Consider the following 24,430-nt stretch of genomic DNA (forward strand, 5'->3'; position numbering starts at 1 on the left):
GGAGCCTTGTTCCCCGCGCGACTGAGACAATCGTCGCCATGACCGCAACACTGCACGCCGACGGGCTGTCCGCATCCCGCGGCGAGCGCACCCTCTTCTCCGGGCTCGACCTCGTCGTGGCCCCTGGCGACGTGATCGGGCTGGTAGGCGCCAACGGCGCGGGCAAGTCGACCCTGCTCTCCATCCTCTCCGGACACAGCACCGCCGACATCGAGGGCGCGGTGACGCTCAGCCCGCCGCACGCCACCGTGGGCTATCTCACTCAGGAACCCGAACGCCTCGCAGGCGAGAGTGTCGAGGGATTCCTCGGCAGACGCACGGGCGTCACCGGGGCAGAAGAGGAGATGAACGCGGCCGCGGAGGCGCTCGCGGAGGACGGCGGCGACGACCGGTACTCGCACGCGCTCGAGCGGTGGCTCGGACTCGGCGGCGCCGACCTGTCCGAGCGCGCCGAGAAGGTACTGAACGACCTCGGCCTCGACGTCGGGCTGGACGCGGAGATGACCGCACTGTCCGGCGGTCAGGCCGCGCGTGCCGGGCTGGCCTCGCTACTGCTCTCCCGATACGACGTGCTGCTGCTCGACGAGCCGACCAACGACCTTGACCTCGACGGCCTCGAGAGGCTCGAACGGTTCGTCGAGGAGGCCCGCACCGGCATCGTGGTGGTCAGCCACGATCGAGAGTTCCTGGCGCGGACCGTGACCGGAATCGTCGAACTCGATCTCGCCCAACAGCAGATCGCGGTCTACGACGGCGGCTACGAGGCCTATCTCGCGGAGCGTGCCATCGCCCGCCAGCACGCACGGGAACGCTACGAGGACTACGCCGACACCAAGTCCGGTCTCGAGGATCGCGCTCAGATGCAGCGCAATTGGCTCGAGCACGGTGTCCGCAACGCCCGACGGAAGGCCAAGGGCGCCGACTCCGACAAGATGGGACGAAAGGCCCGCTCCGAGTCCACCGAGAAGCAGGCCGCGAAGGCCAGGCAGACGCAGCGCCGCATCGAGCGACTCGAGGTCGTCGAAGAGCCCCGCAAAGAGTGGGAACTGCGGATGCAGATCGCGGACGCCCCGCGAAGCGGCACCATGGTGGCCACCGTGAGCGGCGCGGTTGTTCAGCGTGAAACATTCCGACTCGGACCGATCAGCGCCCAGATCGAATGGGGCGACCGGGTTCTCATCACCGGGCCGAACGGTTCGGGCAAGACGACACTGCTTCGGCTGCTGCTCGGCAAGCTCGTTCCCGACGAGGGCACCGCGGCGCTCGGGTCCGGCGTCGCGGTCGGTGAGGTCGACCAGGCCCGCGGACTGTTCGAGGGCGACGAGGCACTGGCGGCGGCGTTCGGCGCCCAGGTGCCCGACTGGCCCGACGCCGAGGTGCGCACCCTGCTGGCCAAGTTCGGCCTGCGCGGCGCGCACGTCCTGCGGTCGGCGAGCTCGCTCTCCCCCGGCGAACGCACCAGGGCCGCACTGGCTCTGCTCCAGGCCCGCGGGGTGAACCTGCTGGTCCTCGACGAGCCGACCAACCACCTGGACCTGCCCGCCATCGAGCAGCTCGAGCGCGCGATGGACGAGTACGAGGGCACGCTGCTCCTCGTCACCCACGACCGGCGGATGCTGGACACGATGCGCAGCACCCGCCGGTGGCGGATGGACGGCGGTCAGCTCACGGAGACCTGATCAGCTGCCGAAGAGCTGCTGGCCGATGTAGCCACCCTTGGCACAGCCGGGCGGGATCGCGAACACCGCGGACCCGATCGGCGTCGTCCACTGGTTGAGCATGTCCAGCTCCGAAAGACGTTGCTGGATGGGCACGAACTGGGCATCGACGTCGGCCTGGTAGCAGACGAAGATCAGACCCGAGTCCGAGATCTGGCCCCCGGCAGGCGCCTCGTCGTAGTTGTACCCGCGCCGGTGGATCCGCTGCCGCGGGTCCGCCGACCTGGCCCTGGCGATGTGCGAGAACTCCGGGATCACCGGGAATCCGCTCGCGCCCACCGCCGCGAAGTCGGGCTCGTCGTGTTCCGAGTCGCCGGTCAGCGGCGCCCCGTCCGACAGCCTGCGCCCCACCGATTGCTCGCGTCCCGGCCGGTCCACCTTGTCCCACTCGTCCAGGTCGAGGTGGGTGCGCCGGATCACCACCGAGGTTCCGCCCGCCATCCACGCCTGCCCGGACCCGGTGTCCCAGACCAGGTCCGCGAAATCCGCGGTACCGGGTGACGGGTTCACCGTGCCGTCCACCTGACCGAACAGGTTCCGCATCGTGGTGCCGGGGGCCTGGGTGCCGCGGGCCCGCCGGAAGCCGCGCTGGGTCCAGCGCACCGAGCCGACACCCGCGGAGCCCTTGAGCAGCACCCGCAGCGCGTGCGCCACGGTGACCGGATCCTCCGCGCCGACCTGGAGCAGCAGATCACCTCCGCTCCACCGATCCTCGAGCCGGTCCACCGAAAACGGGGGCAGCGGCCGCAGCCACGCGGGGCGCAGGTGCTCGGCGTTCGCGAGCCGGAAGACGCCAGGACCGAAACCGACCGTGACCGTGAGCCGGGTCGGCTCGGTGGCCAGGTCCGGTTCGGTGTCCGCCAGCGCCGCTCGGCCCTCGGTGAGCCGGGCCGCGTCCTCGGTCCACACCTTCAGCAACCGGATCAGCGCGGCCCGGTCCACCTCCGGTCGGAGATCGAGCGCGACGAACGTCGAGTGTGCCTGCGGCGCCGTGGCGATGCCCGCCTGATGCGTGCCGTAGAACGGCTCGACCTCCGACACTGTGGGCACCGGCGGCCCCGCCGCCTGCGGCGCTTGATCGAGCGTGACCTCGCGCGCGCCCCAGGCCAGGCCGGTGCCGCCGAGAACGACGGCACCGGCGCTGAGCAGACGGCGCCGGCTCAGCTCAGCCATGATTCCCTTCGTAGCTCTCGTTGGCTCCGGTGAAATCCCGCACCTGGACGGTGGTCTCGGAGGTCGAACCGTCGCCGAAGGTGAGGGTCAGCGGCACGTCGGTGCCCGCCTTCACGGGGGCGGGCAGACGGAGGAACATGATGTGATCGGCCCCGGGCTCGAGCTTGTGCGTGCCCGAGGCGGGGATGGTCACCCCGCCCTCCTTCTTCTGCATCACCATGGCCCCGTCGGGGCCCATCGCCATCTCGTGCACCTCGACGGCAGGCGAGATCGGGCTGCTCACCGCGACCAGGGTCGCGTCGGTCCCGGATCCGTTGACGAGGGTGCCGAAGGCCGCGGTCATCCCGCTGTCGGCCGCCTTCACCCAGGATTCGGTCAGGGTCACCGACTCGGCGGCCGGACGCGCTTCGTCGGCAGAGTTGTCGGAGTCCGACGAGCAGCCCGCGAGTGCGAGACCCAGGGACAGAGCGGCGCCTGCGGCCAGCATCCGCCGGCGAGAGAAAATGTTGTTGCTCATGATTGATGTTCCTTCGATACGAGTTCGTTTGTCTTGGAGTGCCTTCCGGAGCGCCACGCGGTGATCGCGAGCGCGAGCCCGGCGATCACCAGGGCGGCCGGCCCGAGCAGGCGGCGGTACAGCGGCGATGATTCCGCGGTAGGCGGCCGCTCGGCGGGCGCCTGCGCAGCGGATACCGGCGCAGGCGTCGTCGCGGCGACCGCGTCCCCGGAGGGCGCGCCCACCTGGTAGCCGAATGTCCCGGTGAGCGGGTGCCCGTCGTCGGACACCGCCCGCCAGCGGACGTTGACGGACCCGGAGCCTGCCTTCACCCGCTGGATCATCCTGGCGCCGTCGCGCGTGACCGGGCCGTCGTCGAGCCGGGTCCCGTCGGCGGTGGTGACCACGATCGCGGCGCCCGTCTTCTGCACCGCTGTGGAGAAGGTCAACACCACCTCGGTTGGCGCCGCCTCCAGCACGCCGTCCCGCGCGGGAGACGTGGACAGCAGCTCTGAGTGCGCCGACGCCACCGGTGCGGTCAGCACGACCGCGCCCAGGGCCAGCAGCAGGGCGATCGCCGCCCGCCTCATGCCGGTTGCCGCCTCGAACGCAGCCCGAGTAGCACGTCCACGATGAGGAAGCCGAGCAGCGAGAGGCCGAGCAGCGGCACGAAGATGCCGACGGCAACCGCGACTACCGCGATGCCACCGATCGCGGGCCAGGGCAGCCGCCGCAGGGCGCCGCGGCGCGGCATGGTGCCGAGCGCGAACCCCTCCGAGCGGCGGGGACGCCGCTGCCACCACATCCAGTAGCCGGTGACGAGCAGCGTGATCAGCGAGAGCGCGAGGGCCCCGAGCAGCAGCTGGTTGGCGAAGCCGAACAGCGTGCCCATGTGGCCTGCGATCCCCCACTGGCTCAGCTTGGCCGCCAGCGGCCAATCCGCGAACCGCTGCTCGTCGGTGACCTGCATCGTCGCGGCGTCGACCGCGATCGAATCGCCGCCGGTCGCGGTCTCCTTCACCGTCCACGCCGTCGCGGCGCCGGCCGGGATCGTCGCGGACAGCGATCCGGTCAGTCCCTGATCACGGGCGACCGTCAGCACGCCGTCCACGGCCGACGGGTCGACCGGTGCGCCCTCGGCAACCGGGGCGGCCGGTGCGCCGTGCCCCGCGTGCTCGTCCGCGGGCGCAGCCGCACTCGCCGCGAGCGTGGTGTCCAGTTTCGGGGTGGTCCAGCTCATCTCGGTGCGGACCGTCTTCACGTTCTTACCGGCGTGGTCCGACCAGGTCAGTCCGGTGATCGAGAGGAAGATCAGCCCGATCGCGGCGCAGGCACCGACGACACCGTGCCAGTTCAGCGTGCTCCGTCGGCCGGTCACCGACCTGTCCACCGTCAGCAACCGGCCACGGTTGCCGTTCGCGCGGTCGCGGCGGTACTTGGTCCACCACAGGTACAGACCGGCCAGCGCGATCACGCCGAGCCAGGATGCGGCCAGTTCGCTGTAGAGGTTGCCGACCTCGCCCAGGTGCAGGTTCTTGTGCAAGGCCGACAGCCAGGCGCGCAGCGGCAGGTCACCGGAGTCCGTCGCCAACGCGCCGAGCACCTTGCCGCTGCCCGGGTCGACGAACACGGTGGTCTCTCCCGAGCCGACGCTCGGGTCGGCGAACACCACCCGGGTCGACCCTCCGGCCTCGGCGGTCTGCAGCGACAGCAGCGTGGACGGGTCGCGGCCGTCGAGCGCGGCCTGCAGCTGCTCGGATGCGGGCAGCGGACTGTCCGAGGCAGGCGCCTCGAGGTAGTTCCCGTAGGCGAGCTTCTCCAGCGTCGGCGCGAACGCGTAGATGAATCCCGTCAGGGCCGCGACCAGGAGGAACGGGCCGACGAAGACGCCCGCATAGAAGTGCAGTCGCAGCAGGAGCTTGCGCAGCGCCTGGGATTCGGTGCCCGGCGGCGTGGATTTGGGCACACCGGGTTCGGTGGTGATGGTCATGACATCGCTTTCGTCGATCAGACTGTGGGTGCGCGGGCCCCCATGGGAACCGCGAGAGACCGCGCCCGGGCCAAACGGCCGTGGTTACGCGGTGGGGTGGGGTGTGATCAGACGAAAAGCGGTGGGCCGCGCCGCGATACCGACACGCGGCAGAGCGCGGACACGAGCGGGTGCACCTCGGTGACGGGTCGCCAGCTGCGGGGTCGTTCGAGGACGGGGATGGCGACGACGACCGCGGCGACGACCGCGCGCAGCGCGGCCTCCGTGCGCGGGCCGATCCGTTCGGCCGCCGCGATGAGTGCGGCACAGACGCCGATCGCGACGGCGTGCGCGGCGAGCATCTGCGCGCTCATGCCGCCGATCGGCCCCGAGGCCATGTCCGCATGGTGACCGCCGCCGCCGAACGCCAGCGTGGTGTGGGCGCCGAGCTGCCCGGCCGCCAGGATCGGGACCAGCGCAGGTCCCCCGCGGCGAAGCACGGGGACCGCGGCCATCACGGCGACCAGCACCGCGGAGAATCCGACGAGGAGCATGGCGGTGGATCCGGAAGGCAGTCCACCGCCGCCCGCGCCGTGCGCCGCAACGGCCACGGCCGCGGTGGTCGAACCGACGGACGCGCAGCGCACACGGCGAGAGAGCTTCTCACCTGGGCCGACACGCATGGGCGAACGGTACTACATCGAGTAGGACTCACTCGCGGGCCGTGGGAACTACTTGACAGACTGTTGTGTTTTTCCAACAATCTGATGCATGAGCCCGGTACGACGCGGCGAAACGCGCCCCATCTTCAACCGCATCGCGGTGTTGCGGGCCGAGCGCTCGCTGAGTCGGGTCCGGCTGGCGGAACTGATCGAGGTGAACCCGCAGACCGTGGGTGCGCTCGAACGGGGCGACCACTACCCGAGCCTCGACCTGGCGATGCGGATCTGCGAGGTGTTCGGTCTGCCGATCGAGGCGGTGTTCTCGCGGTCCGAGTTCACGCCGCTGTCCACCGAGCTCTACCGATCACGCGAGTCAGGAGCGAACCGAGATGCCTGAGATGAACCTCGTCGAGCGCTATCAGGCGTACCGAGTGCGCCGGTTCCTCGCGAACTCCGAGAAGTGGCGGCACCTACTGCCCGGCTGGCGGACCCAGCGCCGACGCCGCATCCTCGTGGTCGCGCTCGCCGTGACCTTCGCCTTCATGCTCGTGGTCGGGGTGCTGTGCCACTTCTTCGAGCAGGCCCCGCTGCTGTGGCTGCCCGCCTGCCTGCTGTTCTTCCTAGTCTGGCCGTCACTGGCCATCGTCTCGGGCCGTCAGGGCGACGCGCCCGCCGGAGCCCTGGACGAGTGGGAGGTCCAGCAGCAGAACAGCGCCCGTTCGATCTCCCTGAGCATCACCCAGTGGCTGGTGATGATCCCCGTGATCTACCTGACCTACGGCAGTGCCGTCACCGGCGGCACCCACACGACCATGGCCTACACGGGCGGGCTGCTCACCCTCACCATGCTGATGATCGGCGGTTGCCTGCCCACGATGATCCTTGCCTGGAGCCGACCCGATCCCGATCCCGAGTCCGACGAATTCCCCATGGAGGCAGCGTGACCGACAGCAACACCCTCACAATCGACCGCATCTCCAAGCGCTACGGCGACGTGGTCGCGCTCGACGACCTCAGCTTCGAGGTACGCCAGGGCGAGATCTTCGGATTCGTCGGCAGCAACGGCGCGGGCAAGACCACCACCATGCGAATCGCGCTCGGAGTGCTGTCCGCCGATTCCGGCGAGGTGCGACTCGGCGGCAGGCCCGTCGACCTGGACGTGCGTCGCACCATCGGATACATGCCCGAGGAGCGCGGCCTCTACCCGAAGATGAAGGTCGGCGCCCAGCTCTCGTACCTCGCCGAACTGCACGGACTCTCGCGCGCCGAGGCGAGGTCGGCGGTGGCCCGCTGGACCGAGCGGCTGGGCATCGCCGAGCGCGTCGGTGACACCGTCGACTCGCTGAGCCTGGGCAACCAGCAGCGGGTCCAGCTGGCCGCGGCACTGGTGCACGACCCGGCCGTGCTGGTCCTGGACGAGCCGTTCTCCGGGCTCGACCCGGTCGCGGTGGACGTGATGAGCGACGTGCTGATCGAGAAGGCGAAGACCGGGGTGCCGGTCATCTTCTCCAGCCATCAGCTCGACCTCGTGCAACGACTGTGCGACCGCGTCGGCATCATCAAGCACGGCAAGATGCGCGCGATCGGCACCGTCGACGAACTGCGCGGCGGCGAGAACACCCAACTCGTCGTGCACGCCCCCGGCGCGGGCGCGGACTGGGCACGGCACCTGACAGGGGTGAGCACGGTCAGCCACACCGACGGCCGCACCGTGCTGACGCTCGACCCAGGAGCCGACGACCAGGAGATCCTCGCCGCCGCCCTGAAAACCGGACCGGTGCACGAGTTCTCGTTGCACCGCCCGTCCCTCACCGAACTGTTCCGAGAGGTGGTCGCGGCATGAACACCGCCCGCGCAGTACGCCTGGTCGCCAAGCGCGAGTTCCTCACCCAGGTCCGCAAGAAGAGCTTCCTGATCAGCAACGTGGTCATCCTGATCGCCATCGTCGGCGGCATCGTCGGGTACTCGATCTTCTCGGGCGGCGACGACGCCGACCGCGCCGCCATCGGACTGGTCGGGGACCAGTCGCTGTCCCCGGCCCTGGTGGCCGCCGGAGGGCAGGTGGGCACGTCGGTTGAGGTGTCCGAGATCCCCGACGAACAGACCGCCCGGGATCGCGTCGGCAGCGGTGACCTGGACGTTGCCCTGATCCCGAATCCGGACGGATCCGCCACCGCGGTCACCGAATCCGAGATCGATGCCGGGCTGCGCACCGTCGTCGACATCGCGGTCACCGGCCAGGCACAGCAGCGGGCACTGGCGGCCCAGGGCGTCGACGTCGAGCAACTGAGCGCGGAGATGGGCGCGGCCGTGGTCACGGTGGAGGCGATCGACCCGCCCGACCCCGAGGAGGGCCAGCGCATCGCGATGTCCATCGCCGCGGTGACCCTGCTGTACATGCAGATCCTCGGCTTCGGCATGTACGTCGCGATGGGCGTCGTGGAGGAGAAGTCCAGCCGGGTGGTCGAGCTGCTGCTGTCCACCCTGCGCCCGCTGCAACTGTTGTGGGGCAAGGTCATCGGCATCGGCGCGGTCGGGCTGGTGCAGCTGGCGGCGTACGGTGTCGCGGGGGTCGGCGCCGGGCTCGCCACCGGCGTCCTGACCGTCACCGGCACCGCGCTCGGCGTGTTCGCGGGCACCCTCGGCTGGTTCGTCCTCGGCTTCACGTTCTTCGCGGTGCTCTACGCCGCGGCAGGCTCGATGGTCTCGCGCCAGGAGGACGTGAACTCCACGACGATGCCCCTGATGCTGCTGATCATGGCGATGTTCTTCTCCGCCTTCTCCGCGGTCGGCAACCCGGACGGCACCCTGAGCAACGTGCTGAGCTGGATCCCGCCGTTCTCGGCGATCCTGATGCCGCTGCGGATCGCGGCCGGGGTGACCGGCCCGGCACAGGTGATCGGCACCATCGCGGCGATGACCGCGGTCACCGTGGCGCTCTCGCTCGTCGCCGCGAGGATCTACCAGCGCTCGATCCTGCGGGTCGGCAAGACGGTGTCCTGGCGGGAGGCGTTCGGCCGATAGGGTCGGGCCATGACCGTGCGCCTGTCGGCCCAGCAGATCCTGGACCTGGTACTCGACTCCGAGAGCTTCGAGCCCTGGGACCGGCCGCCGGTGCCGGTCGAGGCGAACGCCTCCTACCGCGCCGATCTCGACGCGGCCGCCGCCAAGACCGGCCTGGACGAGTCCGTGATCACCGGGGTCGGGACGGTTCGGGGTCGCCGGGTCGCGGTGATCGCCTGCGAGTTCGGCTTCCTCGCCGGGTCCATCGGCGTCGCCGCCGCCGAGCGGATCGTCACCGCGATCGAGCGGGCGACCGCCGAACGCCTGCCGCTGCTGGCGTCCCCGACGTCGGGCGGCACCCGGATGCAGGAGGGCACCCTCGCCTTCGTGCAGATGGTGAAGATCGCGGCGGCGGTCACCGTGCACAAGGCCGCGCACCTGCCGTACCTGGTATACCTGCGCAACCCGACGACCGGCGGGGTGTTCGCGTCCTGGGGTTCGCTCGGGCACGTCACGGTCGCCGAGCCGGGCGCGCTGATCGGCTTCCTCGGCCCCCGGGTCTACCAGGCGCTGTACGGCGAGAAGTTCCCGGAGGGCGTGCAGACCGCCGAGAACCTCTACAACAGCGGCGTCATCGACGGTGTCGTGGCACCGGAGTGGCTGCGGCATCTGGTTCATCGCGCGTTGCGGGTGATGACCGGCGAGACCGGGCGGTGGCAGGACCCGCATCCCGAGCCCGCCGACATCCCGGACGTGCCCGCCTGGCAGTCGGTGATGCTCTCGCGCCGGGCCGACCGCCCCGGCATCCGGCAGCTGCTGCGCTACGCGGCCACCGAGCAGATCCCGCTCAGCGGCACCGGACAGGGCGAGGCGGACCAGACCGTGCTGGTGTCGCTGGCGCGGTTCCGGGGGGCGCCGTGCGTGCTGTTCGGCCAGGACCGCAGCGGTCAGTCCCCGGAACACACGATGGGACCGGCCGCGCTCCGCGAGGCGAGGCGGGCGATGAAACTCGCCGAGGAACTTCGGATTCCACTGGTGCTGGTCATCGACACGCTCGGCGCCTCGCTCTCGAAGGAGGCCGAGGAGAAGGGGCTGGCCCCGGAGATCGCGCGCTGCCTCGCGGACCTGGTCACCCTCGACACGGCCACCGTCTCGGTGCTGCTCGGGCAGGGCACCGGCGGCGGCGCCCTCGCGCTGCTGCCCGCGGACCGGGTGTTGTCCGCGCAGAACGGCTGGCTCGCACCGCTTCCCCCGGAAGGCGCGAGCGCCATTGTGCACCGCGACACCACGCACGCGCCGCAGATGGCCGCCGCTCAGGGAATCCGCTCACTGGACCTGTTGCGGGACGGCATCATCGACGCGATCATCCCGGAATTGCCCGATGCGGCGGACGAGCCGATCGGATTCTCCAAGCGGGTCGGCGAGGCGATCGCCAGGGAGCTGTCCGGCCTGGTCGATCAGCCCGCGGCGGATCGGTACGCGGCTCGGATCGCGCGCTACCGGAACCTGGGCGTGCCGCGCTGAGCCGTCAGCGATACCCGGTGGTGTCGGCCGGTTTGCCGGGATCCTGGACCTCGACCAGGTATCGCCACGCATCGGGCCTGCTGCCGTCGAGATCGGTGAAGCCGTACTCCCGCGCCAGCTGCCCGCTGGAGAGTGACCGCCCGTTCCAGCGCGCGACATCGGGATCCTGCGCGAGGGCCGCGACCCCCCGGCCGACGTAGCTGGGGCTCTCCGAGATGGCGAAATGCGGGATCCGCTCGGTGGCGTCGCGCCAGTTCGATTCGGTGACACCGAAGTTGTCGAGCATCATCTCCGAGCGCAGCCAGCCCGGCGTGACCAGGACGGCGGTCGCACCGCGCGGGCCCAAGTCGTGGGCGAGCGCGAACGCCATCCGGCTGACCGCGGCCTTGGCCAGGTCGTAGAAGAACGACACCCGATAGTTGGCGGCGTTGTACTCGTCGGTCCCGTCGGTCACCTCGACGACCAGGCCACCCGGGGTCTCCAGGAGGAGCGGGATCGCGAAATGGCTTGTGATGGCGTGGGTGTCGACGCCGAGCCGCAGGTACCGCAGGCCCACATCGAGGGAGGACTCCCACACCGTCTTGTCCCACTCCATCTCGGTGGCGCCCCAGATGTCGTTGACCAACACGTGCAGGGCGCCCTGCTCGGCCCGGATCCGCTCCACCAGCGTGCGCACCTCCTCGGGCACCAGATGGTCTACCCGGACCGGGATCCCGCGACCACCCGCGGCGTCCATAAGGGCCGCGGTCTCCTCGATCGTCTCCGGCCGGTTCATCTCCGACCGCTGCGACCCACTGGTGCGGCCGGTGACGTAGACGGTGGCGCCCGCCGCGCCGAGCTCGGTGGCGATCCCCCGGCCCGCGCCCCTGGTCGCGCCCGCGACCAGTGCGACCTTCCCGCGCATCAGGAGGCTCCGCCTGCCGCGGTCGCGGGGATGATCACCGCCACCACGATCGCCGCGTTCACGGCCTCGACCGTCCTGCGAACGGCTACCCCCGCCCACTCACCGTCGGCGATCTCCTTGGCCCGCTTCTTGATTGCGCGGCGGTCACCGTCCGTGACGACCTTGGCCGCCGCGTCGACGGCGGAGAGCAGCGAGATCAGCGCGGCGGTCCGCTCGGTCGGGGTGGCGCCGTCCACCAGTGTCGCGCGTAGCTCGTCGCGGACAGCACGCTCGTGGCTCTCGTCGACCGCGGGCCACACCGTGGTCGGGAAGATCCCGAGCAGCCGCCCCTTCGACTCGCGGACCCAGCCCCGCTCCACGATCCGTTGGAGAAGGGCCTCGCGCAGCCGCTGGTCGATCTTCTCGATCGCGCGCTCCGGCTTGAGCGGCTTCGATTCCCGGATCCGGGCGCCCGCGCCCGCGAGGATCGGGTCCTCGGGCGGCGCGTCCTCGCTCAGCACCAGCCGGCCCTTCTTCACCTCCTCCCCCTCCCCGGCCGGGTGAACCAGGCCGGTCAGCGCGAGTTCGAGGAGGACGGCGCCGGCCAACGCCCTGGGCAGCGCGGTGCCGTCGATCAGCGGCTTGCCGGATTCGTCGTCGAGCAGGAGCAGGAGCAGATCTTCGGCGAGAAGAGTCATGCATCCACGGTACTTCGGATCAGTAGGGTGAGGGCCATGAGCACCGCGGGCGCGTACAGGTCAGCCATCGCCGAGAGCACCGCCGACCCGGAGGCCTTCTGGCTCCGGGCCGCGGAGGCCATCGACTGGGACACCGCGCCGACGAGTGCCCTCGACGACTCCGATGCCCCGATGTACCGCTGGTTTCCCGGCGCAACCCTGAACACCTGCTTCAACGCGCTCGATCGCCACGTCGCCGCCGGTCGCGGCGAGCAGGCGGCGCTGATCTACGACTCCGCGATGCTGGGTACGACCCGCACCTACAGCTACGCCGAGATGCTCGACGAGGTATCGCGTTTCGCGGGCGCGCTGGTCGCGCGGGGCGTGACGGCGGGCGACCGGGTGATCGTGTACATGCCGATGATCCCGGAGGCCGCGATCGCGATGCTCGCCTGTGCCCGCATCGGCGCGATCCACTCCGTGGTGTTCGGCGGTTTCGCAGCCGCCGAGTTGGCCGCCCGCATCGACGACGCCGAGCCGAAAGCCCTGATCACCGCCTCCGGCGGACTCGAACCGGGCCGGACCATCGAGTACCTGCCGATCGTGGAGCGGGCGCTCGGGTTGACCGCGAACGCACCCGGCACCGTGATCGTCAAGAACCGCGAGCAGATCCCGGGATCGGCGAGCGACGTCGCGGGCTGGCTGGACTGGGACGCCGCGGTCGCAGCCGCCGAACCGGCGGGCTGCGTGTCGGTCGCCGCGACCGATCCGCTCTACATCCTGTACACCTCCGGCACCACCGGAAAGCCGAAGGGTGTGGTCCGCGACAACGGCGGCCACGCGGTCGCGCTGGCCTGGTCGATGCGCAACCTCTACGACATCGGCGCGGGCCAGGTGATGTGGACGGCCTCCGATGTCGGCTGGGTCGTCGGGCACTCGTACATCGTGTACGGCCCGCTCCTGGTCGGCGCGACGACGGTGCTCTACGAGGGCAAGCCGGTCGGAACCCCTGACGCGGGCGCGTTCTGGCGCGTGATCGGCGACCACGAGGTGCGAGCGCTGTTCACCGCGCCGACCGCGATCCGGGCGATCCGCAAGGTCGATCCGGAGGCGAAAGAGCTTGCACAGTACGACATCTCCTCCCTCGAGACGCTGTTCGCGGCCGGCGAGCGACTCGACCCCGACACCTACGAGTGGGCCACCGAGAAGCTCGGCGTCCCGGTGATCGATCACTGGTGGCAGACCGAGACCGGCTGGGCCATCTGCGCGAACCTGCGCGGGCTCGAGCCGATGCCCATCAAGGCCGGCTCCCCCACCGTGCCGGTGCCCGGCTATCACGTCGAGATCCTGGACGGGGAGGGCGCGCCGCTGCCCGCAGATGCCGAGGGCAACATCGTCATCACGCTGCCGATGCCACCCGGCACGCTGGCCGGGCTCTGGCGAGACGAGGACCGGTACGTCAAGTCCTACCTGGCGACCTTCCCCGGCTACTACCTGACCGGCGACTCCGGCTACATCGACTCCGACGGGTACGTGTTCGTGCTCGGTCGCAGCGACGATGTCATCAACGTTGCGGGGCACCGGCTTTCGACCGGGAGCATGGAGGCCGTTGTCGCCGGACACGCCGCGGTTGCCGAGTGCGCGGTGATCGGGATCAAGGACGAGCTCAAGGGGCAGCGGCCGAGCGGGTACGTCGTGCTCAAGGCCGGCGCCGACATCGACCCGGAGCAGCTCCGGGTGGAGCTGGTGGCCATGGTCCGCGATCAGATCGGAGCGGTCGCGACCTTCCGTGACGTGACCGTCGTGCAGGCGCTGCCCAAGACCCGCTCCGGGAAGATCCTGCGCAAGACCATGCGGCAGATCGCCGACCACGACGAGTACACAGTGCCCTCGACCATCGAGGACCCCGCGGTGCTCGACGCGCTGGCGCGGTTGCTGGGCGGGCAGGACGCCTAGGACGGTCGGGGCGGGCGGGGGACGAAAAACCCCGTGCGCTCCTGATACTCGGCGTAGCCCGGGCGCTGCGACATCGACTTCTCGAGCAGCCGGGCACCGGTGGCGTACACGAGAAAGTAGGTCATCAGGACCGGGGAGGCGATGGTGAGCGGCCCGGGCCAGACGCTCGCGGCGACAAGCCACAGCCCCCACCACACACACGCGTCACCGAAGTAGTTCGGGTGACGGGTCCATGCCCACAGTCCGACGTCCATGACGCGGCCGCGGTTGGCTGGTTCCGCCTTGAAGCGCTCGAGTTGCCTGTCGCCGACGGCCTCGAACACGAACCCCACGACCCACACTGCCGCACCGAGGCCGATGACCGCGACACCGAGCCCATGGGCGGCACCGAGCACCGCGGACAGTTGCAGCGGCAGCGACACGAACCACTGCGCGGCTCCCTGGGTGAGGAAGATCTTCCGTATGACCACCGCGGTGCGGGAACCCGCCGAGCGGGCCAGCAGTTCCTCGTAGCGGGGGTCCTCGCCGCGCCCCCTGGACTTGGCGTGCATGTGCCAGCTCAGGCGCAGCCCCCACACTGCGACCAGAAGCACCAGCAGAACCCGGCGCGTCACATCGCCCCCGCCGACCGTCGCCGCCACCACCGCGACCAGGACGAAGCCAAGGCCCCAGGACACATCGACCACGTTGTAGCGCCCGATCCTGCGGCCGATCGCGAACGTGGCCGCCTGCAGCAGCACCAACACCAGCAGGCTGGCGACGCTGACCGCGGCAAAACCCGCGGGACCGATGGCGTTCACCGCGGACCGATCCCGCGGTCGAACACGATCTGCTGGACGTCGAGATAGCCCGAACGGAACCCCGCCTCGGAGTAGGCCAGATAGAACAGCCACATGCGCCGGAAGGTCTCGTCGAACCCGAGCGCGGCGACGTCGGCGCTGCGCGCGGCGAACCGGTCCTTCCACAACCTCAGCGTTTCCGCGTAGTGCCCGCGCAGCGACGTCAGCTCCCGCACCCGGAGTGTCGTGTGCCGAGAGGTGACCGCCTCGATCGCCTCCGTCGACGGCAGGCAACCGCCCGGGAAGATGTACTTGTGTACCCAGGTGTAGGTGTCCCGGGTGGCCAGCATCCGGTCGTGCGTCATCGTGATCGCCTGCAACGCCACCGTGCCCTCGGGGGCGAGCAATCGGTCCAGCGCGGCGAAGTACGTCTCCCAGAACCGATGACCCACCGCCTCGATCATCTCCACGGAGACGATCGCGTCGTACTCGCCCTCGACCGCGCGATAGTCGAGCAGGTCGACCTGCACCGAGTCGGCGTGCCCGGCCTCGGCCACGCGACGGCGCGCCAGCGCCTGTTGCTCCGCCGACAACGTGACCGAGCGGACGTTGGCTCCCCGCTGCGCGGCACGGATACACAGCTCCCCCCACCCGGTGCCGATCTCCAGCAGCCGGGTGCCCGGTCCCACACCCGCCGCGTCCAGCAGTCGATCGATCTTGCGGCGCTGCGCGTTTGCGAGCTGGTCCCATCCGACCGGTTCCCCGTCGAACAATGCGCTGGAGTAGGTCATCGTCTGGTCGAGGAAGAGCTCGAACAGATCATTGGACAGGTCGTAGTGCCGGGCGACGTTCGACCGTGCGTTCTGTTCGGTGCCGAGGTCGCGGGCGGGCGGCGCGGCGACGAACAGCCTGCGGAGCCGCTGCAGCGGACGCGGGACCAGTGTCTCCACCCCGGCGGCGAAGGCCGTCAGGACCGCCGCCAGGTCCGGCGCGGTCCAGTCACCCACCATGTAGGCCTCCCCGAACCCGATCAGCCCGCCGTCGGCGAGCCTCGCGGCGAATGCGTCCGGTCTCCGGACGATCATGCGCGGCAGGATTTCTCGGCGGTCGCCTGCGCCGACGACCGAGCCGTCCGGGTACTCGACGCGGACGGCGAGGCGAGCGGCTGCTCGGCGGAACAGTCGATCGGCCCCTGCCGCGAGGAATCGCGCACGCGGTCCCGCGGGGACGTCCGCTAGGCCCGGCCAGATCCGGTCGTCGATGTCGGTCCTCACACTCTCCGCGGTCACTGTGCCGTCTCCTTCTGGTCGGTGGTCGGCCTGGGCGCGATGGGTACCCCACGCGCCCACAATCTGATGCCCTGCACTCTGATTCGCGCCGCGACCGTCAACGGCGCCAGCGGCGCCGCCAGAAGTGCGCACACCACGTTCGCGGTGGTCGCGGGGCGCCTGCGCCCCCGCATGGTCGCGGCGAAGGGAGCTCGCCCGTCCCGGTGCAGCACGACACGGATATCGAGGCCCTCGGCGGGTTCCGCCAGCCGCATCGCGTAGACACCGTCGACCTCGTTGAACGGTGAGACATAGAACCGCTTGTCGGTCACGGCGCAACCGCTCCGATCGGTGCGGACCAGGTAGCAGTGCCTGCCCCCGTAGGTGTTGTGTACCTCGGCGAGCACGCAGCGCAGGTCACCGGTGCTGTCGTGACACCAGAACAGGCTCAACGGGTTGAACACGTAGCCCAGCACCCGAGCGTTCATCAGCGCCGTCACCCGCCCGCCCTGCAGGTCGATGCCGTGCGCGGCCAGCACGGCATCGACTCGGCCCCTGAGGGTTCGGCCCCCGCCGGGCTCGAGATGGTCCTCGGCCCGGAATCCGGCGAACGGCCGGAGCCACCACGGCAGTCGCGGTAGCGCGTCGAGGTCGATGAACCAGCTGTAGCTGCGGTAGCCGAAGGCGTTGTGAACGGGTTCCGTTCGGACGTGCCGGATCCTGGTCCGGTAGAGGGCGGCGGACCCGTTCACCGTGCGGCCTGCCGAACCTCGGCGGCCGCGACCGTGTCCCACACCCCGCCGAGCCGTTCGGCGGCGCGCAGACCGGAGAGCGCCCCGTCCTCGTGGAACCCCCAACCGTGATAGGCACCGGCGAACGCGAGTGTCTCCGAGCCGAGATCCGCCAGACGGGACTGGGCCGCGACGGATTCCGGGGTATAGATCGGATGCTCGTAGGTCATCTCCGCGATCACCGACGCCGGGTCCACCAGGTGCGATCCGCCCAGCGTCACGAGGAATCGGCGGTCGGTGATCGAGTCGATACGCATCAACCGGGTCAGGTCGTAGGTGACGATCACCCCCTGCGGCCCGGCGCCACGATCGGGGATCAGGTAGTTCCAGGAGGCCCGTGCCCGCCGCGCCCGCGGCAGGACGGACTGATCGGTGTGCAGCTGAGCATGATTGGTCGAGTAGGGCATGGCGCCGAGGACGGACGACTCGAGTGCGCAGGCACGGTCGCCGAGCATCGCCAGGGCCTGGTGCGGGTGGACGGCGACGACGGCGGCATCGAAGTACCGCACCTCGCCTGTCGCGTCGATCACGCACACCCCGTCGCGGCGGTCGATCCGGGTCACCGCCGTGCCGGTGAGCACCTCGTCGATCCGGGATGCGACCTTCTCGACGTAGTTCGACGATCCGCCGGTGACGGTGCGCCAAGGCACCGAACCGAAAACGGTGAGCATGCCGTGGTGGTCGAGGAAGGTGAACAGGTATCGCGCCGGATAGCTCGCGGCCAGCGCGGGGTCGCAGGACCAGACCGCCGCCACCAGCGGCGTCACGAAGTGGTCGAGAAAGTACCGACTGAAGCGGTGTCGGGCGAGGAAGTCGGCGAGCGTCTCGTGTGCGTCAGGGCCGTCGACAGGCAGGCCGAGGACGCGGCGGGCGGACCGGTGGAACCTCGTGACCTCCGCGAGCATGCGCCAGTGCCGCGTACGCCGCAGGGATCCCACGGTCGGGAACAGCCCACGCATGCCCCGCGCGCCCGCGTATTCGAGACCGTTGATGTCGGACCGGATCGACATCGACATGTCCGATTCCTGGGTGTCGACGCCGAGCTCCGAGAAGAGTCGGAGCAGCGTGGGATAGGTCCGGTCGTTGTGCACGATGAACCCGGTGTCCAGCGACACAGACTGTCCCGTGTCGAGGTGCACCCTGTGCGTGTGCGCGTGCCCGCCGAGCCGGTCGTCGGCCTCGTACATGGTGACGCGATCGCGGCGGGACAGGACGTGGGCGGCGGTCAGACCGGCGACGCCGCCACCGATCACGGCGACGTTCCGGCCCGCGGGGAGGTTCTGCATACGAGTGGTTCGGAGCAGGTCCGGATTCGGATGGGCGGCAATTCGGACCAATCCGGCGGGCCGTCCGCTACGAACCACATCGCATGACGAAGAATCCGATCTTCCACGCCGCCGCCGGCTTGGCCGTGCTCGCGGGCACCGTGCTTGTCGCGGCGCCCGCCTCCGCCGCGCCCTTGAGTCCGGTCCCGTCGCTCGACGTGCAGCGGTACATGGGCACCTGGCACCAGCTCGCCGCGGTGCCGCAGCCGTTCAGCCTGAACTGTGCCCGCGACACCCACGCCACGTACTCGCTGCTCGACGCGCAGAACGTGCGTGTCGAGAACAGCTGCACCACGTGGAGCGGGGGCAGCAGCGGCGTCACCGGCAATGCGCGGGTGAACGACCCCGCCACCATGGCGCAGCTGCACGTGAGTTTCCCCGGGGTGTCCACCCAGGACTCGCTGGACGGGCCGACGAACTACGTCGTGAGCCACATCGCCGACGACTACTCGTGGGCACTGGTCGGGGACCCGGCCCGGTTCTCCGGATTCGTGCTGTCGCGGTCCGCGTCCGCCTCCGCCGAACGCTGGCGGGAGATCCGCGCCGTCGTCGAATCACGCGGGTACAACTCGTGCCTGCTGCTCACCTCGCCGACGACCGGTGGGCGCGAGGACATCCGTCCGCTGTGCACGGTGTGACAGGCGCCGGGTTGGTTCAGGATTCGTCGGGATGCTGCCGCGCCGCGGTGCCCGTGATGTTGTTGACCATGCCCTTGAAGATGACCCCGTGGAACGGGAGGATCGCGTACCAGTAGACGCGCCCCGCGATGCCACGCGGGAAGAAGATGGCCCGCTGATCGAGCCGGGACGTGCCAGCGGCGGCGGGACGTACACGCCACTCGAGCCACGCCCCTCCCGGTGCACGCATCTCCGCCCGCAGTCGCAGCAGCGTGCCGCGCTCGATCTTCTCCACCCGCCAGAAGTCCAGCGCGTCTCCGGTCTGGAGCCGCCGCGCGTCGCGGCGGCCGCGGGACAGACCGACTCCCCCGACCAGTCGGTCGAGCCAGCCGCGGACCGCCCATGCCAGCGGGAACGAGTACCAGCCGTTCTCACCGCCGATGCTCTCGACCACCTGCCACAGCGTCCGCGGGTCCGCCTCGCACACCTTGCTGCGCTCGTCGGTGTAGACCACCTCGCCTGCCCAAGACGGGTCGGACGGAAGGGGGTCCGAGGGCGCCCCCACCGGTGACGCGTTGGCCCAGGTGGTCTCCACCTCCCCCCGTTCGATGCGGCGAAGCGCCAGACCCACGGCGTCGCGGTACGAGGTCAGCCCGTCCGCGGGCGGCGGGATGACCTCGTCGATGCCGTGTTCGACCATCACGGCATCGTTGTGCAGCGACTCGATCAGGGCCCGGCCCAGGCCGGTGGGGATCGGCGTCACCAGGCCGATCCACAGACCGGCCAGCCTCGGCGTCAGCACCGGGAGCACCACGATGCGGCGGTTCGCCAGGCCCGCGACCTGCGCGTAGACCTTCATCATGTCGCCATAGCGCAGCACGTCCGGTCCCCCGATGTCGTAACTGCGGCTACACGGCAGGGGGGCCTCGGCTGCCTCGATCAGGTAGTACAGGACATCGCGGACCGCGATCGGTTGGATGCGGTTGTTCACCCACCTCGGTGTCGTCATCACCGGCAGCCGATTGGTCAGGTGCCGGATCATCTCGAACGATGCGGATCCGGACCCGATGACCACCCCGGCCTGCAGCACCATCGTCGGGATCCCCGAGCCGACGAGGATCTGCCCGACCTGCGTGCGGGAGCGCAGGTGCGCCGACAGTTCGGACGTGGCGGGGTGCAACCCGCCGAGGTAGACGATCCGCGACACCCCCGAGGACCGTGCGGCCGCGACCACGTTCAGCGCTCCGCGTCGCTCGGTTTCGATGAACTCCGTGCTGCTGCCCATCGAGTGGACGAGGTAGTAGACGACGTCGATGTCGGTGAACGCCCCCGCAAGCGATGCAGGTTCGTTCAGGTCGCCACGCACGATCTCCACCTCGGGCGCCCACGGCACGTCGTGCAGCTTGTCCGGGGAACGCACCAGCACCCTGACCCGGTGGCCGGCCGCGAGCAGCCGGGGCGTCAATCGGCCCCCGATGTAGCCGGTCGCTCCCAGTACCAGAACGTGCGCGCCGCTCACGGGGAGTCGATCGCCTTTCCGAGCTGATGGCGCAGCACGGACTCGACGTCCGGGTGCCGGAACCCGTGCCCCGCGAGCGCGAGCCTCGTCGGGACGACGTGCTGGTCGGCCTCGGCCAGCTCGCGGGCTCCCCGCTCGCCGAGCAGCAGACGCGGACCGAAGCTCGGAACCGGCAGAACCGCGGGGCGGTGCAGGACCCGCGCGAGGGTTCGGGTGTAGTCGAGATTGCGGACCGGGGCGGGCGCCACCGCATTGACCGGCCCGCGGAGCGCGTCGTCGAACAGGGCCCGGTGGTAGACGTCCACCAGATCGTCGAGCCCGATCCACGACAGCCACTGGCTGCCGTCGCCGATCCGCCCACCCAGCCCCGCCGCGAACAGCGGATGGAGCAGCGCGAGGGTGCCGCCCCTGGCGGACTGCACGACCCCGGTGCGCACCCGGACGACCCTCAGCCCGGCCTCCGCCGCCGGCCCGGTGGCCGCCTCCCAGTCGGCGACCACGTCGGCGAGGAACCCGTCGCCGCGGGCACTGTCCTCGGACAGGAGTTCCTCGCCCCGATCGAATCCGTAGTAGCCGATGGCCGAGGCCGACACGAAGGTCCGCGGACCGCCGTCGGTGCGGCCCGCGAGCCCCGCCAGCAGGCGGGTCGGCCCGACGCGGCTGTCCCGGATCGCCCGCATGTGTGCCGCGGTGAATCTCCCGGCGATCGACGCCCCGGCCAGGTGCACCACTGCGTCGACACCCGCCAACAGGTCCGCGGCGGGGTCCGCGGGATCCCACCGTCGTTCGTCCTGTGTCCGCGGTGCGCGCCGCACCAGGCGGATCACCCGGTGCCCGCCCGTGCTCAGGAACGCGGTCAGCGCCGACCCGACGAGACCGGAGGCGCCGGTGACCGCCACGACAGCAGGCCGGACAATCCGCTCGCTCGCCCAGCGGTGTTCGGCCAGGTCCCCGGCGAGCTGGCGATGTCGGTACGCGAACGTCGACCGCAACAAGAACTCCGGCACCGGGGTCTCGACCCGGTCGATCACCCGGGTCGATCCCGCGGTGACCTCCGTGAAGTCGTGAATGTGCCTCCAGGACAGGGTGGCCCGGGCCGGGAGTGAGGCCAGCCCGTCGGCGGCGAGCTCGTCGACGAATCGATGGGGTGGGTCGTACGCGGCGCCGTCGTGGCGGGCAACCCACCGGAGCCCACCGGGCAATGCGAGCACCGCGCGTCCGGTGGCGAGCGAGTCCGCCTCCGAGACGATCCGCAGCGGCTGCCACGGTGGTGACAGCCGGGCGAAGGCGCCCGGCCTGCCGTACCAGTCGAAGACCTCGGCCCGGGGCGTGTCCACCACGCTCGAGTACACGATGCCCATCGTTCGACCCTAGCCCCGTTTCAGCTCGCCGTAGCGTGCCAGCGCCTCCCGACGCTCGATGCCGTGATCCACGATCGGGTCCGGATAGCCGTCCGGGCGACCGCCGGCCAACGTGTGTACCCGGGCTCCGGCGATGCCGCGCAGTTCCGGCACCCAGCGGCGCACGTAGTCGCCGTCGGGGTCGAACTTCTGTCCCTGGCTGATCGGGTTGAACACCCGAAAGTACGGGGCCGCATCGGTTCCCGATCCGGCGGTCCACTGCCAGCCGTGCTGATTCGAGGCCAGGTCACCGTCGACCAGGTGCCGCATGAAGTACCTGGCCCCGCGCCACCACGGCAGGTGCAGGTCCTTCAGCAGAAAGGACGCGACAATCATCCGGACCCGGTTGTGCATCCAGCCCTCGGCCAGCAGCTGACGCATGCCTGCATCGACGATCGGGTACCCGGTCCGGCCTGCGCACCAGGCCGACCACGCCGATTCCGCATCGGGTCCGCTGTCGTACCGCAGCGCGTCGAAACGCGGGTCGTAGTTGCGCCGCGCGGTGTCGGGGCGGTGGTGCAGGACGTCGGCGTAGAAATCCCGCCAGGCCAGCTGCCGCCGGAACGCCACAGACCCGGTGCCGCTCTGACCGGCTAGATCAGAGAGCATCGTGCGCGGGTGGATGCACCCGTACTTGAGGTACACCGACATTCGGCTCGTCCGGTCGAGGTCGGGCCGGTCCCGGCCGGTGTCGTAGCCCGCCAGGTCGTCGTCCCGGAACTCCGCCCACCGCGCGAGCGCCGCCCGCTCCCCCGCCCGCTCTCGGCTCACGGAGCCGGTCCGCGGAATCGGCACCCGGATCGACAGCCCCGGATCCAGCCACGAGACTGTCCGCGCGGAGGTGTCCGCGGGCGCACGCCAACCGTGGTCGAGCCAGCGCCCGAAGTACGGGGTGAACACCCGGTAGGGCGCGCCGTCGGCCTTCGTCACCCGGCCCGGCGCCACCGCGTAGGGCGAACCGGTACTGACGAGGTCGACCTCCCTCGCCACCGCATCGTCGCGGGCACGTCCATACGGACCGAAGTCGGCGCTGACGTGCACCTCGCCTGCGCCGATGTCCCTGGCCACCTGCGGCACCACAACCTTTGGATCGCCCCGGACCACGCACAGCCTGCCGCCGAGTTCCTCGTCGAGTGCGGTCAGGCAGCCGTAGAGGAAGTCACGACGCGACGCTCCGGACGGTCGCAGCAACGCCTCGTCGAGCACGAAGAGCCCGAGCACCTCGTCCCCGGCGACCGCCGACAGCGTCGGGAGGTCGCCGGTGCGCAGGTCACGCCGAAACCACACGATCGCGGGGCCCATGCCTGCATTTCTACACCCCTCGCACGGCAGGATTCGCCGCTCAGCTCAGCTCAGCTCAGCTCAGCTCAGCTCAGAACGGTGGCGGATCCGGTGGTGTCGCAGGTGGCGGTGGTGGGGTATGGCCGCGGCGGCCGGTGATGCGTGGGGTCGGGGTGGTGAGGGTGTGGCTGCCGTGGGCGCCGGTGGGGAGGGTGAGGGCGGTGGTGCCGGTGGTCGAGGTCCAGAGCATTGCGTGGCCGGGCAGTGCGGTGACGGTCCAGAGGCCGAGGGTTTTGAGTTGGTGGTGGAACTGGCAGAGGCATTGCAGGTTGGTGACGATGGTCCAGCCACCTGTGATCGGGTCGTGGGCCCGGTATTCGATGATGTGGTCGAGTTGGCACCCGGCGGCGGGGCGGGTGCAGCCGGGGAATCGGCAGTGTCCGTCGCGGGCGTGGACGAGTGCGGTGGTGGCGGCGTCGGGGCGGTAGGTGAGGGCACCGTTGGGTGGGGCGGTCAGGCCGCCGTGTCCGTCGGGGTGTTCCGGTCGGGCCAGAGTCGGGTCAGCATCGATGGCGGCGAGGATTGCTTCGGTGATGGTGCCGACGCTGGTCGGGGCCGGTGGGTCGGGCAGCATCGGGGAGGCGCTGTCATCCGACGGGGTCGTGTGCCGATGCTCGTTCCGCGTGGGTGATGTGGTGCAGCTTCGCAGCACGGGGAGTGTCCCGAATTCGGGGATGTAGCCGGCTTTTCGGCGACTGCCGCGAGCGAGGAACGAGCGCACGCAAAACCGCGGGGGTAGCGGTCGCGGCAGAGTAACGACTTCGCGTGGGTCGGCCTCGGTACGAACCGGCCTGTCCGCTGACTTCGACTCCGGCGCAATATCGTTGACTGCTTCTGTCGGGTCAACCGTTCCCGCCGGGGCGGCGATCTTTTGCGCCGTCGACCGATCGTCGGATTCGTCGGCACCCTCGCAGTCGGCGGCGCCGCGGCTGCCTGCGCGGTCGGTGTCGTCGCCATCCTGATGGGTGACCAGATCGAGCTCCTCGGCCAGGTTCAGTGCCTCGGTGAGCAGGGCCTGCCAGGTCCCGTCCGCCGCCAGCCTGCGCGCCAGCTCCGGATCGATCAGCCCGTGCCCATGCAGGTACGCCGGCTCGGACAACAACCCCACCAGCGTCGCGACATCGATCGTGATCTGCGTCAGCGGCGCCCGCCGACCCGGCAACGCGGCCCGGCCCGCCTGCGCGCAGTCACCGCGTCCGCAGCTACACCGCAGATACGGCTCGCCGTGCATCATCGCCAACACCGAATCCACCAACCGGCACTGCTTACCGCGCTTGTCATGCGGACACACCGTGGCCGCGAACTCCGCGACCAGCTGCATCACCTGCT

The 24,430-nt window shown here is 70.4% G+C and carries 23 protein-coding genes; 8 read left to right on the forward strand and 15 right to left on the reverse strand.

Translation table 11 applies throughout. From position 1 onward, the window contains the following. Positions 1-38 precede the first annotated feature (38 nt). The gene (locus FCG67_RS22325) at positions 39-1,679 is read left to right on the forward strand and encodes an ABC-F family ATP-binding cassette domain-containing protein (protein ID WP_136911805.1); all 1,641 of its coding nucleotides are present in this window, start codon (positions 39-41) and stop codon (positions 1,677-1,679) included. Here FCG67_RS22325 and FCG67_RS22330 read toward each other — a convergent pair whose 3' ends face one another. From FCG67_RS22330 to FCG67_RS22350, 5 genes are all read right to left on the reverse strand, one after another. Next, complete coding sequence (locus FCG67_RS22330; RefSeq protein WP_136911806.1) at positions 1,680-2,891, reverse strand: Dyp-type peroxidase; 1,212 nt, start codon at positions 2,889-2,891, stop codon at positions 1,680-1,682. Continuing rightward, positions 2,884-3,408 carry a copper chaperone PCu(A)C gene (locus FCG67_RS22335; protein ID WP_136911807.1) on the reverse strand — a complete coding sequence of 175 codons (525 nt, stop codon included), beginning with the start codon at positions 3,406-3,408 and terminating at the stop codon, positions 2,884-2,886. Before FCG67_RS22335 ends, FCG67_RS22330 begins: the two co-directional genes overlap by 8 nt. Next, entirely contained in the window at positions 3,405-3,977 is a 573-nt protein-coding gene (locus FCG67_RS22340) for a copper resistance CopC family protein (protein ID WP_136911808.1), read from the reverse strand. Before FCG67_RS22340 ends, FCG67_RS22335 begins: the two co-directional genes overlap by 4 nt. Further along, positions 3,974-5,377 (reverse strand): PepSY-associated TM helix domain-containing protein, encoded by a 1,404-nt coding sequence (locus tag FCG67_RS22345; protein WP_136911809.1) that lies wholly within the window; start codon positions 5,375-5,377, stop codon positions 3,974-3,976. Before FCG67_RS22345 ends, FCG67_RS22340 begins: the two co-directional genes overlap by 4 nt. Before the next feature lie 107 nt (positions 5,378-5,484). Beyond that, complete coding sequence (locus FCG67_RS22350; protein WP_136911810.1) at positions 5,485-6,039, reverse strand: hypothetical protein; 555 nt, start codon at positions 6,037-6,039, stop codon at positions 5,485-5,487. An 88-nt stretch (positions 6,040-6,127) separates the two neighbouring features. Here FCG67_RS22350 and FCG67_RS22355 point away from each other — a divergent pair, with 88 nt between their 5' ends. From FCG67_RS22355 to FCG67_RS22375, 5 genes are read left to right on the forward strand one after another with little or no spacing between them, the layout of a single operon-like run. Then, positions 6,128-6,415 carry a helix-turn-helix transcriptional regulator gene (locus FCG67_RS22355; RefSeq protein ID WP_136911811.1) on the forward strand — a complete coding sequence of 96 codons (288 nt, stop codon included), beginning with the start codon at positions 6,128-6,130 and terminating at the stop codon, positions 6,413-6,415. Beyond that, a complete protein-coding gene (locus FCG67_RS22360) occupies positions 6,408-6,962 on the forward strand; it encodes a hypothetical protein (RefSeq protein WP_136911812.1) in 555 nt (184 codons plus the stop codon). Before FCG67_RS22355 ends, FCG67_RS22360 begins: the two co-directional genes overlap by 8 nt. Then, positions 6,959-7,861, forward strand: a complete 903-nt coding sequence (locus tag FCG67_RS22365) for an ABC transporter ATP-binding protein (protein ID WP_136911813.1) — start codon at positions 6,959-6,961, stop codon at positions 7,859-7,861. Before FCG67_RS22360 ends, FCG67_RS22365 begins: the two co-directional genes overlap by 4 nt. Then, entirely contained in the window at positions 7,858-9,042 is a 1,185-nt protein-coding gene (locus FCG67_RS22370; protein ID WP_136911814.1) for an ABC transporter permease, read from the forward strand. Before FCG67_RS22365 ends, FCG67_RS22370 begins: the two co-directional genes overlap by 4 nt. A 9-nt stretch (positions 9,043-9,051) precedes the next feature. After that, positions 9,052-10,545 (forward strand): carboxyl transferase domain-containing protein, encoded by a 1,494-nt coding sequence (locus tag FCG67_RS22375; protein WP_136911815.1) that lies wholly within the window; start codon positions 9,052-9,054, stop codon positions 10,543-10,545. Positions 10,546-10,549: 4 nt separating this feature from the next. On the opposite strand, the gene FCG67_RS22380 is transcribed toward FCG67_RS22375, so the two are convergent. Both FCG67_RS22380 and FCG67_RS22385 read right to left on the reverse strand, forming a co-directional pair. After that, positions 10,550-11,449 (reverse strand): SDR family oxidoreductase, encoded by a 900-nt coding sequence (locus tag FCG67_RS22380; protein ID WP_136911816.1) that lies wholly within the window; start codon positions 11,447-11,449, stop codon positions 10,550-10,552. Beyond that, the gene (locus FCG67_RS22385; protein ID WP_136911817.1) at positions 11,449-12,126 is read right to left on the reverse strand and encodes a GOLPH3/VPS74 family protein; all 678 of its coding nucleotides are present in this window, start codon (positions 12,124-12,126) and stop codon (positions 11,449-11,451) included. The genes FCG67_RS22380 and FCG67_RS22385 overlap by 1 nt, the downstream gene beginning before the upstream one ends. Positions 12,127-12,162: 36 nt before the next feature. Here FCG67_RS22385 and FCG67_RS22390 point away from each other — a divergent pair, with 36 nt between their 5' ends. Then, a complete protein-coding gene (locus FCG67_RS22390) occupies positions 12,163-14,061 on the forward strand; it encodes a propionyl-CoA synthetase (RefSeq protein ID WP_136911818.1) in 1,899 nt (632 codons plus the stop codon). On the opposite strand, the gene FCG67_RS22395 is transcribed toward FCG67_RS22390, so the two are convergent. From FCG67_RS22395 to FCG67_RS22410, 4 genes are read right to left on the reverse strand one after another with little or no spacing between them, the layout of a single operon-like run. Beyond that, positions 14,058-14,861 carry a DUF1295 domain-containing protein gene (locus FCG67_RS22395; RefSeq protein WP_136911819.1) on the reverse strand — a complete coding sequence of 268 codons (804 nt, stop codon included), beginning with the start codon at positions 14,859-14,861 and terminating at the stop codon, positions 14,058-14,060. The two genes, FCG67_RS22390 and FCG67_RS22395, sit on opposite strands and share 4 nt — an antisense overlap. Next, a complete protein-coding gene (locus FCG67_RS22400) occupies positions 14,858-16,129 on the reverse strand; it encodes a class I SAM-dependent methyltransferase (RefSeq protein WP_211243299.1) in 1,272 nt (423 codons plus the stop codon). The genes FCG67_RS22395 and FCG67_RS22400 overlap by 4 nt, the downstream gene beginning before the upstream one ends. After that, entirely contained in the window at positions 16,126-16,860 is a 735-nt protein-coding gene (locus FCG67_RS22405) for a DUF1365 domain-containing protein (protein ID WP_136911821.1), read from the reverse strand. The genes FCG67_RS22400 and FCG67_RS22405 overlap by 4 nt, the downstream gene beginning before the upstream one ends. Further along, positions 16,857-18,185, reverse strand: a complete 1,329-nt coding sequence (locus FCG67_RS22410) for an NAD(P)/FAD-dependent oxidoreductase (RefSeq protein ID WP_136911822.1) — start codon at positions 18,183-18,185, stop codon at positions 16,857-16,859. The genes FCG67_RS22405 and FCG67_RS22410 overlap by 4 nt, the downstream gene beginning before the upstream one ends. Positions 18,186-18,268: 83 nt before the next feature. On the opposite strand from FCG67_RS22410, the gene FCG67_RS22415 reads away from it, so the two are divergent. Beyond that, entirely contained in the window at positions 18,269-18,862 is a 594-nt protein-coding gene (locus tag FCG67_RS22415; protein WP_136911823.1) for a lipocalin family protein, read from the forward strand. A 16-nt stretch (positions 18,863-18,878) separates the two neighbouring features. Here FCG67_RS22415 and FCG67_RS22420 read toward each other — a convergent pair whose 3' ends face one another. The 4 genes from FCG67_RS22420 to FCG67_RS25490 form a co-directional block, all read right to left on the reverse strand. Continuing rightward, a complete protein-coding gene (locus FCG67_RS22420; protein WP_136911824.1) occupies positions 18,879-20,360 on the reverse strand; it encodes an SDR family oxidoreductase in 1,482 nt (493 codons plus the stop codon). After that, entirely contained in the window at positions 20,357-21,721 is a 1,365-nt protein-coding gene (locus tag FCG67_RS22425) for a TIGR01777 family oxidoreductase (protein WP_136911825.1), read from the reverse strand. Before FCG67_RS22425 ends, FCG67_RS22420 begins: the two co-directional genes overlap by 4 nt. Before the next feature lie 9 nt (positions 21,722-21,730). Beyond that, positions 21,731-23,062: a cryptochrome/photolyase family protein gene (locus FCG67_RS22430; protein WP_136911826.1), complete on the reverse strand. Its 1,332-nt coding sequence runs from the start codon at positions 23,060-23,062 to the stop codon at positions 21,731-21,733. 70 nt (positions 23,063-23,132) lie between these two features. Then, positions 23,133-24,430 (reverse strand): HNH endonuclease signature motif containing protein (locus tag FCG67_RS25490; protein WP_484335620.1); only part of this gene is annotated, 1,298 nt, incomplete at its 5' end.

It is taken from the genome of Rhodococcus oryzae (assembly GCF_005049235.1).
GTDB classification, from domain to species: domain Bacteria; phylum Actinomycetota; class Actinomycetes; order Mycobacteriales; family Mycobacteriaceae; genus Rhodococcus_G; species Rhodococcus_G oryzae.